General features: G+C 73.3%; 13 protein-coding genes. All 13 read left to right on the top strand.

Annotated elements, in window-relative coordinates:
• The first annotated feature begins 3 nt into the window (after positions 1-3).
• The 13 genes from ACFYX4_RS37655 to ACFYX4_RS37595 all read left to right on the top strand — a co-directional run bounded on the left by ACFYX4_RS37655 (position 4) and on the right by ACFYX4_RS37595 (position 14,151).
• Positions 4-1,428, top strand: coding sequence for a 3-deoxy-7-phosphoheptulonate synthase class II (locus tag ACFYX4_RS37655; protein ID WP_389343884.1), 1,425 nt, complete (start codon positions 4-6; stop codon positions 1,426-1,428).
• Between the two features lie 117 nt (positions 1,429-1,545).
• Positions 1,546-2,559, top strand: a complete 1,014-nt coding sequence (locus tag ACFYX4_RS37650; protein WP_389343804.1) for a fatty acid desaturase family protein — start codon at positions 1,546-1,548, stop codon at positions 2,557-2,559.
• A complete protein-coding gene (locus tag ACFYX4_RS37645; protein WP_389343801.1) occupies positions 2,552-3,487 on the top strand; it encodes a class I SAM-dependent methyltransferase in 936 nt (311 codons plus the stop codon). The genes ACFYX4_RS37650 and ACFYX4_RS37645 overlap by 8 nt, the downstream gene beginning before the upstream one ends.
• Positions 3,488-3,542: 55 nt before the next feature.
• The gene (locus ACFYX4_RS37640) at positions 3,543-4,481 is read left to right on the top strand and encodes a glycosyltransferase (protein WP_389343798.1); all 939 of its coding nucleotides are present in this window, start codon (positions 3,543-3,545) and stop codon (positions 4,479-4,481) included.
• 86 nt (positions 4,482-4,567) lie between these two features.
• Positions 4,568-5,818, top strand: coding sequence for a nucleotide sugar dehydrogenase (locus ACFYX4_RS37635; RefSeq protein WP_389343795.1), 1,251 nt, complete (start codon positions 4,568-4,570; stop codon positions 5,816-5,818).
• Positions 5,815-6,780, top strand: coding sequence for a sugar phosphate isomerase/epimerase family protein (locus ACFYX4_RS37630; RefSeq protein ID WP_389343792.1), 966 nt, complete (start codon positions 5,815-5,817; stop codon positions 6,778-6,780). The genes ACFYX4_RS37635 and ACFYX4_RS37630 overlap by 4 nt, the downstream gene beginning before the upstream one ends.
• On the top strand, positions 6,773-7,972 hold the full coding sequence (locus ACFYX4_RS37625; RefSeq protein ID WP_389343789.1) for a DegT/DnrJ/EryC1/StrS family aminotransferase: 1,200 nt from the start codon (positions 6,773-6,775) through the stop codon (positions 7,970-7,972). Before ACFYX4_RS37630 ends, ACFYX4_RS37625 begins: the two co-directional genes overlap by 8 nt.
• Positions 7,969-9,012, top strand: coding sequence for an NAD-dependent epimerase/dehydratase family protein (locus ACFYX4_RS37620; protein ID WP_389343786.1), 1,044 nt, complete (start codon positions 7,969-7,971; stop codon positions 9,010-9,012). The genes ACFYX4_RS37625 and ACFYX4_RS37620 overlap by 4 nt, the downstream gene beginning before the upstream one ends.
• Positions 9,009-10,244: a DegT/DnrJ/EryC1/StrS family aminotransferase gene (locus tag ACFYX4_RS37615; RefSeq protein WP_389343783.1), complete on the top strand. Its 1,236-nt coding sequence runs from the start codon at positions 9,009-9,011 to the stop codon at positions 10,242-10,244. The genes ACFYX4_RS37620 and ACFYX4_RS37615 overlap by 4 nt, the downstream gene beginning before the upstream one ends.
• Entirely contained in the window at positions 10,237-11,310 is a 1,074-nt protein-coding gene (locus ACFYX4_RS37610) for a hypothetical protein (RefSeq protein ID WP_389343780.1), read from the top strand. Before ACFYX4_RS37615 ends, ACFYX4_RS37610 begins: the two co-directional genes overlap by 8 nt.
• On the top strand, positions 11,307-11,993 hold the full coding sequence (locus ACFYX4_RS37605; protein WP_389343777.1) for a WbqC family protein: 687 nt from the start codon (positions 11,307-11,309) through the stop codon (positions 11,991-11,993). The genes ACFYX4_RS37610 and ACFYX4_RS37605 overlap by 4 nt, the downstream gene beginning before the upstream one ends.
• Positions 11,990-12,691 carry a PIG-L deacetylase family protein gene (locus ACFYX4_RS37600; protein ID WP_389343774.1) on the top strand — a complete coding sequence of 234 codons (702 nt, stop codon included), beginning with the start codon at positions 11,990-11,992 and terminating at the stop codon, positions 12,689-12,691. Before ACFYX4_RS37605 ends, ACFYX4_RS37600 begins: the two co-directional genes overlap by 4 nt.
• A complete protein-coding gene (locus tag ACFYX4_RS37595; protein WP_389343771.1) occupies positions 12,688-14,151 on the top strand; it encodes an aldehyde dehydrogenase family protein in 1,464 nt (487 codons plus the stop codon). The genes ACFYX4_RS37600 and ACFYX4_RS37595 overlap by 4 nt, the downstream gene beginning before the upstream one ends.
• The last annotated feature ends 54 nt before the right edge of the window (positions 14,152-14,205 follow it).

The following is a 14,205-nucleotide window of genomic DNA, read 5'->3' as shown; positions in this document are numbered from 1 at the left end:
CCCCTGACGCACTCCCCGACGGACCCGGCGGCGGACGCGCACGCCACGCCGCCCGCACAGGCGACGCAGGTCACGCAGGTCACGCAGGCCGCGCAGGACTGGCGCGCGCTGCCCGCCGGACAGCAGCCCCGGTGGCCGGACCCGGCCGCCCGCGACGAGGCGGTCGCCGCGCTGGCGGCGAGCCTGCCGCTCGTGGTGCCGCGCGAGTGCGACCGGCTCACCGGCCGGCTCGCCGCGGTCACCCGCGGCGAGGCGTTCCTCGTCCAGGGCGGCGACTGCGCCGAGTCCCTGGACGCGGTCGACGCCGCCGCCCTCGGCCGCAGCGCGAGCCTGCTCCAGCAGCTCGCCACCGTCCTCGGCTACGCGATGTCGCTGCCGACGGTCACGGTCGCGCGGATGGCCGGCCAGTACGCCAAGCCGCGCTCGGCCCCCACCGAGGTCCGCGACGGCGTGGAACTGCCGGTCTACCGGGGCGACGCGGTCAACGGCCACGCCTTCACGGCCGCCGACCGCGTCCCCGACCCGCACCGCATGCTCCGCGTCTACCACGCCTCCGCCGCCACCCTGAACCTCGTCAGGGCGTACGGCAGCGGCGAGCACGCCGACCCCGCCTACGCCCTGGAGCGCGTCCTGAGCTTCGCCCACGCCTCCCCGGAGCGGGCCCGGCACGCGGTCCTCGCCAAGGAGATCGAACGCGCGGGCGGCTTCACCGGCGCCGACGGCTGGTACACGCCCGGCGAGCTGTTCATGTCGCACGAAGGGCTCCTGCTGGACTACGAATCGGCGCTGACCCGCGTCGACCCGGCCACCGGACGCGCCTACGCCACCTCGGGTCATCTGCTGTGGATCGGCGAGCGTACCCGGCAGCTCGACGGCGCGCACGTGGCGTACTTCGCCCGGATCAGCAACCCGATCGCGGTGAAGGTCGGGCCGACCGTCACCGGGGACGACCTCCTGCGCCTGATCGACCGGCTCTCCCCGGACGGCGAGCCGGGACGGCTCACGCTGGTGGCGCGCATGGGCGCGGACCGCGTCCGGGCCGCGCTGCCCGCCCTCGTCGAGCGGGTCACGGCCGAGGGCCGGCCCGTGGCGTGGATCTGCGACCCGATGCACGGCAACACCGTCACCGCGCCCTCCGGCCACAAGACCCGCCGCTTCGACGACGTCCTCGCCGAACTCACCGCGTTCTTCGAGGTCCTGCGCGGCCTGGGCGCCCACCCCGGCGGCGTTCACCTGGAACTGACCGGGGACGACGTGACGGAGTGCGTCGGCCCGGACGTCGGCCTCGACGACCTGCCCACCCGCTACCGCTCGGTGTGCGACCCGCGGCTGAACCCCGACCAGTCCCTGGACCTGGCCTTCCGGATCACCGAACTGCTGACCGCCGGACAGCCGCCCGAGGTCACGGCCGTCCCCGCAATTGAGTAGTGACTACTCAGGCCGCCCGTCGGCCGCCGTGTTGTGCTTTCCACGTCGTTTCCGCGGTCCGCGGACAGCCGCACGGCGGCCCGCAGGACAGCCGTATGACACAAGGGGGATGAACGCATGGAGCCGGCCACGGGCGGGACCCGGCGCAAGGGCAATCCGGGCTCGCCGCACCTCCCGTCGATCGTCTCCGAGGACGGGGTGCGGTGGGTCGACTACCGCAAGACGCTGAAGCCGCGCTACGGGATCGTCTGGCGCGACATCGGCCTGTGCCATCTGGCCCTGGTCGCCGGCCTCCTCGCGGTCCCCGTCGCCTCACGGACGCTGCCGGCCGCGGCGACCGCCGCGCTCGTCGTCCCCGCCGCCTGCTGGATCGGCTACTGGATGCACTCGCTGTTCCTGTTCGGCCACGAGGCCGCGCACACCAACCTGGCGTCGAGCCGCAAGCTCAACGACCGGCTGGGCGACTGGTGCGTGTGGATCCTCTACGGCTCCACGACCGTCAACTACCGCTACACGCACATGACCCACCACGCCCACCTCGGCGACCACGAGGACACCGAGACCACCTATCACCTGTGTCTCTCGGTCCTCAACATGCTCAAGGCCGTCACCGGGATCCATGTGCTGGAGGTCCTGCTCCGCAAGCGCGGGCACAGCGAGCAGCGCAAGAACGCCGGCCGCACGTCGAGCCGCACGTCCAGCGGACTGCTCGCCTCACTGCGCTCGTTCGCCGTGCACGCGGCGATCGTCGCCGGGCTGCTCCTGGCGGGCCACCCGCTCGGCGCGCTGACCTGGCTCGTCGCCGTCGGCGCGGTCTTCCCGCTGCTGGCGACCGTGCGGACGGTCGTCGAGCACCGGCATCTGGAGGCCCCCTGCGACGTCGACTTCACGGTCGAGACGCACGGACCGGTCAACCGGCTGTTCGGGACGGGACCGGTGTCGCGGACCTTCGGCTCGGCCGGCTTCAACCAGCACTTGCTGCACCACTGGGATCCGGCGATCTCGTACACCCGCTTCCCGGAGATGGGGGAGTTCCTGTCCCGCACCCCGCTCGCCGCGGAGATGGACGCCAGTCGCATCGGATACGGAACGGCCATCAGGACGCTGATAAGGGAGGCCCGTCATGGCTGAGAAACTGATGGCGTGCCCGGTCTGCGGGGAGACCGAGGTCGAGCTGTTCGCCAAGGCGTACGACAAGGAGTACTTCACCAGCGACAAGGAGTACCACTACGCGCTCTGCCCCTCGTGCACCGCGGTCTACCTGGACTCCCCGCCGGCCGACCGGCTCGACGAGATCTACCCGCCCAACTACTACTCCTACGGCGGCATCGCCGAGTCGACCACCTTCACCGAGCGCGTCAAGGAATGGCTCGACGTGCGCATGCTCGCCAAGGTGCTCAAGGGCATCCCCGGCGAGAAGCTGCGGGTGCTCGACGTCGGCGGCGGGGCCGGCTGGCTGCTCACCACGGTCCGCCGCGCCGACCGCCGGGTGACCGACACCCACGAGGTCGACCTCCAGGCCGCGGCGGCTCCGCTGGCCGAGGCCGCGGGACACGTCTACCACTGCATGCCCATCGAGGAGTTCACGTCGGACGAGCCGTTCGACCTGATCCTGATGATGAGCATCATCGAGCACGTGCCCGACCCGCGCCGGGTGATGGCCGCGATGGCGGGCCTGCTGTCGGAGAACGGCGTCCTGCTGATGAAGACGCCCAACACCGCCACCGTCGACGCCCGGCTCTTCCGCCACCGCAACTGGGGCGGACTGCACTGCCCCCGCCACTTCGTCCTGTTCACCGAGCCCGGACTCGACCGGCTCGGCCGCCAGGTGGGGCTCGCCAAGTCGGACAGCTACTACACCCAGGGCGCCCCGCAGTGGGCGATCAGCGTGATGGCGTGGCTCAGCGACCGCGGCTGGATCAAGGTCACCCCTCAGCGGCCCGCCTACATGAACCGGGTGTACGAGCCGCTGACCGCGCTCTTCGCCGGCGTCGACTTCCTGCGCGCCAGGTTCGCGCCCACCGCCCAGATGATGGTCAGTTTCAAACGAGCCGCCTGACGCGGGCCGCCCCAGGGCGGCGGCCGTCAGCGCCGGTCACAACCGTAGGGACAACATGAGCCGGAAACTCAACGAGCACCACACCGACTCGGCCGACGGCGTGGACCTCAGCTTCGTCATCCCCATGTACAAGGAGGAGGACATCGCCCGGGAGGCCGTGGAACGGGCGGTGCGGGTCGGCAAGAACTGGGGCCGCTCCTTCGAGGTGCTCGCCGTCGACGACGGCAGCACCGACTCCACCCCGCGCATCCTCGCCGAACTGCGGTCCACTACACCGGAGTTCCGCTGGGTCCAGCTCCGCCCCAACTGCGGCCAGCCCGCCTCCAGCAAGGCCGGCATGCTCTCCGCGCGCGGAGCGATGGTGTGCGTGCTCGACGCCGACATGCAGACCCCGCCCGAGGTGGTGCCGCAGCTCGTCGCCGCGCTGGAGCAGGAAGGGCCCGACGTCGCCGCGGTGTTCGGCGTGACCTCCACCCGCAAGCGCGACGACCCGACCCGACTGCTGGTCGGACAGGCGGTGTTCTACTTCCTGGAGACCCGCTTCGGCCGGCGCCCGATCCCGCACGGCGCCAGCTCCTTCTTCGTCATGCGCCAGGACGTGGCCCGCCGGCTGGGCGCGCTGACGTTCACCAAGGGCAACGTCGGCGCGATCATGGCCGCGCTCGGGCTCGGCATGAGCACGGTCACCTACGTGAAGCCCAAGAGCTACCGCGACGACTCCCGGCTGGGCCTGCGCGGCCATGTCGAGGAGGCGGTCGGCTCGCTCGCGCTGACCGGCGTGCTCAGCAGGTTCGGCCTGACCGGCGGGGCGCTCGCCGCGCTCGCCGGCGTCCGCTCCCGCTCCCGCGGCGGCCGCGCGGTCGCCGGGCTGGCGGCGGCGGCCTCGCTGGGGGCGGTGGCCGCCGCGGAGCGGTTCAACCGGCGCTCCCTGCGCGTAGCCGACACCGAACTGCCCATCTTCGAAGGCGAGGCGTCGACCGCGGACCGGCCCTGACCGCCGGCCCGCCCGGCGACGAACGCCGCCACCACCACGAGATCCACGACCGATTCCGATTACGACGAAAGACGAAAGGGGGGAACGTGCGAGTCGCAGCCATCGGGCAGGGTTACGTGGGTCTGCCGCTGTCCATCGCCATCGCGTCCTCGGGCCACACCCTGTACGCGGTCGAGATCGATCCGGCCCGCTACGAGTCACTGCGGGACTGCCGGTCGTACGTCGTCGACGTCACCGACGAGGAACTGCGCAGAGAGACCGGGAACAAGCGGTACGTGCCGGTGTCCGATCTGGCCGACGTGCCCGAGGTCGACGTCTACGTGATCTCCACGCCCACTCCGCTGACCGAGGACAAGCAGCCCGATCTCAGCACCCTGGACCGCGCGTTGGCGCAGGTCGCCGAGGTCGCGCGGCCGGGCGCCCTGATCGTGATCGAGTCGACGATCTTCCCCGGCGCGACCCGCCGGCACATCGCGCCGCTCTTCGAACGGCTCTCCGGCCTGACGGCGGGCGTCGACGTGTTCTTCGCCTACAGCCCCGACCGGGTCGACCCCGGCCGCGACAGCGTGCTCTGCGACGTGCCCAAGCTGGTCTCCGGCCTCGACGACCGGTCCCTGGACGCCATCCGCACCTTCTACGGCACGGTCTTCAAGGAGGTCGTGCCCGTCTCCAGCTGCGAGGTCGCCGAGTTCACCAAGCTGCTGGAGAACACCTTCCGCTACCTCAACATCGCCTTCGTCAACGAGCTGAGCAAGGCGACGTCGGAGATGAACATCAGCCTGCGCGAGGTGATCTCCGCCGCGTCGACCAAGCCGTTCGGCTACATGCCGTTCCACCACGGGCCCGGCGTCGGCGGGCACTGCCTGCCCAACAACGTGCACTACCTCAACCACGCGCTGAACTCCGCGGGCCACAAGAGCGAACTCCTCAACGCGGCGGCCGAGATCAACGACTCGATGCCGCGCCATGTGATCCAGCGGCTGGCCGCCTCGCTGGAACTGCGCGGCCGCGGCCTCCAGGGCGCCACCGTGCTCATCCTCGGCGTGGCGTTCAAGTCGGGCGTGGCGGACTCCCGCAACTCGCCCGCGCTCGCCATCGCCGCCGAACTGGTCAGCCTGGGCGCCACGGTCAAGGTCACCGACCCGTGGCTGGGCATCGACATCGTCTCCGACACGTTCACCGCCGTCGAGCTGACCGCCCAGGAGTGCGGCGGCGCCGACGCCGTCCTGCTGGTGACCGACCACGAGGAGATCGACTACGAGACGGTGCTCGCCTCCGCCGACCTGATCCTCGACTGCCGGGGCATGCTCAACGCGGCGGAGGTCGAACAGCTGTGAGCGGTGCGCGCGCCACGCTGCGGCTGACCTTCGACGGTCTGCGGCGCAGCCAGATCGACACCCGGTGGGCCCGGGAGCTCGGCGGCCTCGAGGCCTACGTCTTCGACGGCGACGACCTCGTCCACGAGGACCAGTGGCGGACGCTGGGCGACAACCTGCGGTACGCGTCCGATGTCGGCGCGAGGGCGCTGACCCTGCACTTCCCGACGGAGAACGCCGACTGGGTCGCCGACCGCGACGCCTACGACCGGCTGCGCCGCTTCTGCGACCTCGCCGCCGAGACGGGCGCCCAGGGCGTCGTGCTGCACGCCAACCAGTTCGTCTCGCTGGCCGACTGGCCCGCGTTCGACCTCGCGGGGGCCCGCGCCCGGGTCGTGGACCGGATCGCCGAACTCGACGCGCACCTCGGGGACGCGCCGATCTGGATCGGCGTCGAGAACATGCCGGTCATCGGCGCGCAGGGCATCGACTTCGACTCGGTCTTCGTGCGCCCCTCGGACTTCGCCCCGCTCGCCGCGCTCGGCTCGGACCGCGTCGGCGTCACCTGGGACGTCTGCCACTGGGCGGTGACGTACTCGACGCTGACCGCGACCGCGCGGCTGGAGCAGCGCCCGGACCCCGTGCCGCCGTTCGAACTGCCCGCGCTGCCGCTCAAGCACGTGCACTTCTCGTCCTTCTCCGGGCACGCCATGCCGACCTGGCCGGACCAGTGCCGCGAGGGCGTCCCGCCGCTGGCCGGCGACGTCCCGCCCGACCTGCTCGCGGGCATGCTCGCGGCGGCGCTCGACGCGGCGATCGGCGACGCGGAAGAGGCGGGTGCGGCGCGCGCGGTCGGCGTCGTGTTCGAGGTGCAGGAGAGCGACTACGAGAGCCGCAAGAACTGCTGGGAGACCTACGACTGGCTGGCGTCCGTCCCGGAACTGGCGGCCCGCGTCGACTGTACGAGGAGCGGCGATGCCTGAGCCCGAACTCCCCTACGCCCGCCCCCACTGGGACGCCGAGGAAGCCGCGGCCCTGATGACGACGCTGGAGTCCGGCTTCTGGACCAACGGCGCCCAGGTCCCGCGGTTCGAGGAGGAACTCCGCCGCCTGACCGGCGCGCCCACCGTCACCCTGTCGAGCGGCACCGGCGCCGTCCACGCCCTGCTGCACGCGCTCGGCCGCACCGTGTCCGGGCCGAAGCTGCTGGTGACGCCGACCCTCAACTTCGCCGCCGCCCCCGCCTCGGCGAGGCTGCTCGGCTGGGACGTCGGCCTGTGCGACGTGAGCGCCGACGACCTCACCGTGTGCCCCGCGAGCCTCGGCGAACTCCTGGACCGCGTCCACCGCGACTACGCCAGGATCGTCGTGGTGCCGGTGCACTACGCGGGCCACAGCGCCGACATGGCCGCGCTGACCGCCCTGTGCGAGCGCTACGGCGCGGACCTGGTCGAGGACGCCTGCCACGCGGCCGGCGCCACCTACGACGGCACCCGGCCGGTGGGGTCCTGGCCCGCCTCCCGCGCCGCCTACTTCAGCTTCCACCCGGCCAAGCCGATCGCCACCGGCGAGGGCGGCGCGGTGAGCACCGCTGACCCCGAACTGCTGCGCGAACTAAGGGCGTTGCGCAACCACAACATGGAGCCGGCCGGCCCGCACACCGACGACCACGGTCCCTGGCCGTACACGATCCAGGCCCCCGGACTGAACCTGCGGCTGTCGGAGTTCCACGCGGCCGTCGGGGTCGTCCAGGCGGGCCGGGCGGAGGAGTCCCGGCGCGAACGCGCCCGGCTGGCCGCGCGCTACCACGCCCTGCTGGACGGGCTGCCGTTCGTGCGCGCCGTCCCCGGGGAGCGGCGCACCGGCTCCGCGCACCATCTGTTTCCCGTCGTCTTCGACGTCGAGGGCCTCGGCATGGCCAAGAAGGACCTGCTGGCCCGCTTCCTCGACCGGCGGATCAGATGCCAGGTGCACTACACGCCGCTGCACCGGCTGCCGGCGTTCGCCGACGCCGGCCCGCGGCTCACGACGCCGTTCACCGCCATGGACGCCGCCTTCCCCGGCCTGGTCTCGCTGCCGCTGTGGCGCGGGATGACCGACGAGGACTGCGACCGAGTCGTCGACGCCGTCACCGCGATCGTGCACGGATCGACCCACGCGAGGGGGAGGGCATGAGCAAGCCGCACGACAGCGCGCCGCGCACCCTGATCACCGGCGGATTCGGCTTCCTGGCGACCTGGGTCGCCGCCGGTCTGGTCCGGTCCGGCCACCGAGTCGTCCTGGTCGACAACCGGGACCCCGAGGGCACGCCCGCCTGGCTGTCCGGGGTGCTGCACGAGGACGCCGTGGAGACCGGCCGGGCCGACGTCACCGAGCGCGGCTCGCTCGACCGGTTCGGCGAGGTCGACCACGTGATCCACGCGGCGGCGCTGCTCGGCGTCGCCAAGGTGCGCAGCGCGCCCCGCGAGACCCTGCGCGTCAACGTCGACGGCACCGCCGTCGCCCTGGACTACGCCGTCCGCAACCCCCGGCTGCGCCGCTTCCTGCTGCTCAGCACCAGCGAGGTGTACGGCAGCGACGCCAAGGGCGCGCAGGAGAACGAGTGGCTGTCGGTACGGGCCGACGACCCGCGCTGGTCCTACGCCGTCAGCAAGGTCACGGCGGAGTCGATGACCGCCGCCCGGGGCACCGAGGACGGCCTGCCCTACGCGATCGTGCGCCCCTTCAACGTCTACGGCCCGCTCAGGACCGGCGCGTACGCGGTCGGGGTCCTCGCCGCGCAGGCCGTAGCCGGACAGCCGATCACCGTCCACGGCGACGGCTCGCAGTCGCGGGCCTGGTGCCACGCCGAGGACTTCGCCGCCGGTCTGATCCGCGCCCTGCTCACCCCGGCCGCCGTCGGCGAGGCCTTCAACGTCGGCGACGACACCAACGACGTCACCGTGTCCGAACTGGCGCGACTCACGGCCGAGTTGAGCGGCACCGGCGCACCCGTCGAGCACGTCCCGCACACCGGGCCCGACATCCGGTCGCGCCGGCCCGACCTGACCAAGGCCCGCACCCTGCTCGGCTACCGGCCCAGCCGCGACTTCGAGAGCGGGCTGCGCGAGACCATCGAGTGGGTCCGCGCCGGATCCGGCGAGATGCCCCTGCGCCTGCGGCGCACCGACTGGCCGCGCCACCGCGACGAGACGGCGGGGGCCCCGCGACCGTGATCCTCGACCGGACCGAGCCGTCCGACCTCTGGTACGCGCCCCCGCCGCGCCGCCCGGTCGGCTACCTCCACCCGTCCCGCATGACGACGGGCCGCCTGGCCGCGACCGCGCTCGCCGCGGCCCGGCCCCGGCCCGCCCGTACGGAACTGGCCGCCCGGCTGCGCGAGCACTCCGGACGGACGGCGTGCGCGCTGACCGCGACCGGGCGCGCCGCGCTCGCCCTCGCGCTGCGGCGGACCGGCGCCGAGGAGGCCGTGCTGTCCACCTTCAACTGCCCCGCCGTGGCCGACGCCGTCCTCGCGGCGGGCCTGCGGCCGGTGCTGGTGGACGCGGACCCCGTCCGGGGCCCGTCGTTCGCCTCGGTGGACCTCACGGGCCGCGCGGTCGTGCTGACCAACGGGCTCGGTCTGGACGAGTGGTCCGCGCACGCCGAGCGGATCGAGGAGCGCGGCGGCACGGTGGTGCTCGACCTGGCGCAGGCCTGCGTCTCGCCGGACCTGCTCCGCCGCTTCCGCGACGCAGGCTGTCCGCTCGTGCTCAGCTTCGGCGAGGGCAAGCCGCTCGGCGGGCTCGGCGGCGGCGCGCTCCTCACCTCGGCGCCCGTCGGCGACGGGGCGCGGCTGCGGCGCGGCTTCGACCCGGGCCCGCTGCGGCGGGCGGTGGCCGCGCGGCTCGTGGCGCACGCCCCCGGCGTCGTCCGGGCCGCCGTCCGGCGCGCCGAGGCCCGGACGCCCGGCTGGTCGCACACCAAGGCCGACCATCTGCCGGCCGAGGCGGGCCGGGTGGGCCAGGACGCCCCGTCCCGCTGGGAGGTCGCTGCTGCGACCGCGCTGCTGCGGACCGCGTCCGGCGTCGCGGCCGAGGCCGCCGCCCTGCACGAACGGGTCCGCACCGCGGTGAAGACCCACCTGACGACCTGCCGGCTGATCGACGCCGACCCCGCACTCGGGCCGGGCATCGATCTGCTCTTCCAACGGCCCGGTCAGCGCTTCGCGTTCGCCCGTGCCCTGGCCGAACACGGCGTGCCCAGCACCTGGAACTACTTCCCGCTGCACGAACTCGCCCCGTACGCACGGTTCGCGGCGGGTCCGATGACCGCCGCGGATGCCCTGTGGCCGCGCGTGCTGACGGTGGCGAAGCAGCCGCAGCCGCGGCTCACGGCGACGTCGCTGGTGCGGGCGATGATCGCGGCCGACCGGTCGGTGCGGGACGAGGAGGCCGGCCGTGGCTGAACTGCGGGAGAGGGCCGCCGTGTCGGTGCTGTCGGAGTCCGCGTGGGACGTCCGGCTGACCCGAGCGCGGGCGGAACTGCCGTTCGCGCGCCGCGACTTGCTCGCCCTCGGGCTGGCCGACGCGCCGGGGCTGCGGTTCGTGCCGACGGCCGTGCGCTGGGGGCCCGGCGACGAGGTGCTGGTGCCGCTGTGCGTGTCCGGCGACCGGGGGCAGATCGGCTGCTACGGCTACGGTTCGCTGCCCGCCTCCGCCGACCTACGGGGGCGGCCGGTGGACTTCGCGGACCTCGCCGAGGCCGTGTGCCGTGACCGGGGACTGACGCAGCTGACCACGCTCCTCCCGCCGCGCGGCGCGTTCCCCGGCGTGGACCGGCGGAGCGAGCGGTGGCCGGCCCGGCCCGGCCGGGACACCTACCTCCTGCGCCTCGACGGGGACGCGGGGGCGGTGTGGACGGCGGCCAGGGGCAACTGCCGTACCGCGGTGCGGCGGGCGGGCGCGCTCGGCCTCGTCGCCACGGCCGCGACGCCCGGCCACGAGGACGACCTGCTCCGCCTGTACCGGGAGACGCTGTCCCGCCACGGCGTCGCCTCGGCGGTGACCGCGACGGACCTCGCGCCGCTGGTCGGCGGGGCCGGTGAGGTCGACGGGGCCGGCGGGGCACAGGCCGTCACCACGGTGGTCCTCGACGAGGACGGCGGCGTCCAGGCGGCGTCGGTGTTCGCGCTGGGCGAGCCGGCGGCGGGCGGGTCGGGGGCGGCGGGGGCGCAGGGCGCGTTCCACCTCATGCAGCTCACCAGCGAGCGCGGCCGGATCGCCAACGCCGGGCACCTCGCCTTCTGGTCGGCGCTCACCGAGCTGGCCGCCCGCGGCGTCGGCACCGTCGACCTCGGCGCGGCGGCCGGCGAGGGACAGGCGCGGTTCAAGACGGGCTGGGGAGCGGTGGCCGCCGCGTCACGCCTCGTCCGGTGGCGGGACGGGGAGCGCACGGCGCGGGACGGGGCGCGAGGCCGGAACGGGGCGCGAGGCCGGAACGGGGCGCGCACGGACAGGGAGGGGACCCGATGATCATCAGCGCGCACCAGCCGGCCTATCTGCCCTGGCTGGGCTACTTCGCCAAGATCGCCCGCTCGGACCTCTTCGTCCTCCACGACCGCAGCCGCATCGGCCGGCGGAACATGCTCAACCGCAACAAGATCGGCGGCCCGAACGGCGAGCAGCTCCTGACCATCCCGCTCGCCCACGAGGACCTGCGGGCCGCACGGCCGCTCGACGAGGTGCGCCTCGTCGACGACGGCTGGCGGCGCCGGCACTGGAAGGCCGTCCAGATGGCCTACCGCCGGGCCCCCTACTTCCGGCTGCACGCGGACTTCCTGGAGGCCTACTACGCCACCGGGTTCACCACCCTCGACGAGGTCTGCCTGCCGTTCATCGACTACTGCCTCGACCAGCTCAAGATCGACTGCCCCGTGCACCGGATCTCCCGGCTCGGCCTGCCGGAGTTCGACCGCCAGACGATCATCCCGCTGCTGTGCGAGCGGTTCGGCGCCGACGCGTTCATCGCCGGACCGCAGGCCGCGAACTACCTGGACCCCGCCGGCCTGGAAGGCCTGCGGATCGACTCCTTCCACTACGCGCACCCGGTCTACCCGCAGGCCGGCGACGGGTTCGTCTCGCACCTGTCGGTGCTGGACCTGTTGATGAACTGCGGGCCGGAGAGCGCCGACATCGTCAGGGGGACCCCGTCATGAGCACGGTGCTCGCCGTCGTCGCCCATCCCGACGACGAGGTGATCGGCCCGGGCGGCACGCTGGCCCGGCACGCCAGGGCAGGCGACGAGGTGCACGTCCTGATCCTCGCCGAGGGCAAGACGTCACGGGCCGGGGACCCGGACCCCGAGGGCAGCGCGGCCCTGTCGGCCGAGGAGACCGCGGCCTCCCGCGCCGCCCTGGGCGCGCGAGCGGTCCACCGGCTCGACCTCGACGACAACCGGCTCGACACCTACCCGCTGCTGACGCTGGCCCAGCAGGTCGGCGCGGTCGTCGAACGGCTCGCCCCCGAGACCGTCTACACCCACCACAGCGGCGACCTCAACGTCGACCACGAGCTGACGGCCCGCGCCTGCATGATCGCGTGCCGGCCGCACGCGAGCCCGGTGCGCTGGCTGCTGGGGTTCGCCACGCTGTCGGCCACCGACGCCGGCTACGCGGGCCGCGACCCCTTCGTACCGGCCGTCTACAGCGACATCAGCGACACGCTGGCCTGCAAGCTCGACGCGATGCGCGCCTACGCCTCGGAGCTGCGCGACTTCCCCCACCCGCGCTCGCTCAAGGCCATCGCCCTCCAGGCCGAGCTGTTCGGGGCGCACGCCGACACCGCCGCGGCGGAGGCGTTCAGCGTGCTGCGCGGCACCTGGGACCCACACAACCGTCTGTCGAAGGAGGGGTGACCGCTGTGGCCGGTCATATGGCGCCGCCGGCGCCCACGAAGGTCAAGAACCATCCGTTCATGGTGTGGGGACGGCGCGTCGAGCCCGACGCCGACGCCCGCGTGCTGGAGTTCCCGAACGGCGCGCGCACCGCGGTCCCGCGGCTGACCCCGGCCCTCGCCGAGCAGCTGCACCGCCCGCCGACCGACCTCGCCGAGACCCCGTTGCAGGAGATCGTCGCCTACCTCAACCGGATCGGTCACCTGTGGAACAACGAGGAGTACGCCCGCCGCCGGCTCTACATCCGTGAACTCAAGCGCATGCACGGCTACTCGCAGCAGATGGCCGACGCCGAGGCCGACCTGATCTCGACGACGCTGCGCGCGCACGGGCACCTGCACGACATGGTGGCCGTCGAGCTGGGCCACCGGCAGATCATGGACCGCTGGATCCCCCGCGAGGACGCCGAGGTGCGGGCCTACCCGCGCGGTCGCAGCGTGCACATCCTGCCGGGCAACGTCCCCTACTCCACCACGGTCTCGCTGGTCCGCGCGCTGCTCACCAAGAACACCTCGGTGCTCAAGTACGCCGCGGGCGAGCCCGTCACCGCGGTCGTGCTGGCGCAGAGCTTCACCGACATCGACCCCGACCACCCGGTGACCCGCTCGGTGAGCGCGGTGTTCTGGGAACGGGACAGCGAACTGGGCCGCGGACTCCTCGCGAACGCCGAGGTGATCTGCGCGTGGGGCGGCGCGGAGGCCGTCGAGGCCGCCTACCGCAACTGCTCGCCCGAGGCGGTCGTCGTCCCCTACGGCCCCCGGCGCAGCTTCACCGTCGTCGGCAAGGACGCCGACATGGCGCGGGCCGCCCGCGGCGTCGCCCACGACGCGTCGATGTACGAACAGCGCGCCTGCTTCTCCACCCACCAGGTGTTCACCGACGCCGAACCCGAGGAGTTCGCCGACCGGCTCCAGAGCGAGCTGGAGCGCTACGAGGACATGCTGCCGCGCACCTCGGTCACCGCCGACGAGGCCGCCCAGGCGTCGATGGAGGTCGCCGCCCAGCAGTTCCTCGGCGGGCGGACCCGCACCGGCTCCTGGGGATCGATCCTGATCACCGACCCGGCCACGGTCACCGAACTGCCCCCCGCCCGCACCGTGTTCGTCCATCCGGTGGCCGACCTCGCCGAGGTGGCCCAGTGGGTCGACCCGACCGTCCAGACCGTCGGCCTGGCCCCGTGGTCGCTGCACGAACGGCTGCGCGACGAGCTGGCCCGGCGCGGCGCCTGCCGGTTCGTCGAGGCCGGCCTGTCGCCGCTGTTCCGGCTCGGCGGCTCCCACGACGGCCTCCAGCCGCTCCAGTTGATGACCCGGATGGTGTCGGTCGAGGCCCCGCGCCTCGACTACGGCAAGGGGATGGTCGTCCCGATCGACCAGTCGGAGTTCCTGGAGCACCGCCGGCTGCGCGACCTGCTCATGTGACGGGCCGCACCCCAACTCCCGTCGCTCCACGGCCGATCGAGGCCGTTCCACGCA

Source organism: Streptomyces sp. NPDC002328, assembly GCF_042890065.1.
Classification (GTDB): Bacteria; Actinomycetota; Actinomycetes; order Streptomycetales; family Streptomycetaceae; genus Streptomyces.
Note: the sequence above shows the minus strand (reverse complement) of the source record. Positions and strands in the feature narration are given on the sequence as shown.

Coding starts and splice junctions, on each gene's coding strand:
- ACFYX4_RS37605 (WP_389343777.1), top strand. CDS start 11,307: ATGATCATCAGCGCGCACCAGCCGGCCTATCTGCCCTGGCTGGGCTAC.
- ACFYX4_RS37645 (WP_389343801.1), top strand. CDS start 2,552: ATGGCTGAGAAACTGATGGCGTGCCCGGTCTGCGGGGAGACCGAGGTC.
- ACFYX4_RS37620 (WP_389343786.1), top strand. CDS start 7,969: ATGAGCAAGCCGCACGACAGCGCGCCGCGCACCCTGATCACCGGCGGA.
- ACFYX4_RS37625 (WP_389343789.1), top strand. CDS start 6,773: ATGCCTGAGCCCGAACTCCCCTACGCCCGCCCCCACTGGGACGCCGAG.
- ACFYX4_RS37640 (WP_389343798.1), top strand. CDS start 3,543: ATGAGCCGGAAACTCAACGAGCACCACACCGACTCGGCCGACGGCGTG.
- ACFYX4_RS37600 (WP_389343774.1), top strand. CDS start 11,990: ATGAGCACGGTGCTCGCCGTCGTCGCCCATCCCGACGACGAGGTGATC.
- ACFYX4_RS37650 (WP_389343804.1), top strand. CDS start 1,546: ATGGAGCCGGCCACGGGCGGGACCCGGCGCAAGGGCAATCCGGGCTCG.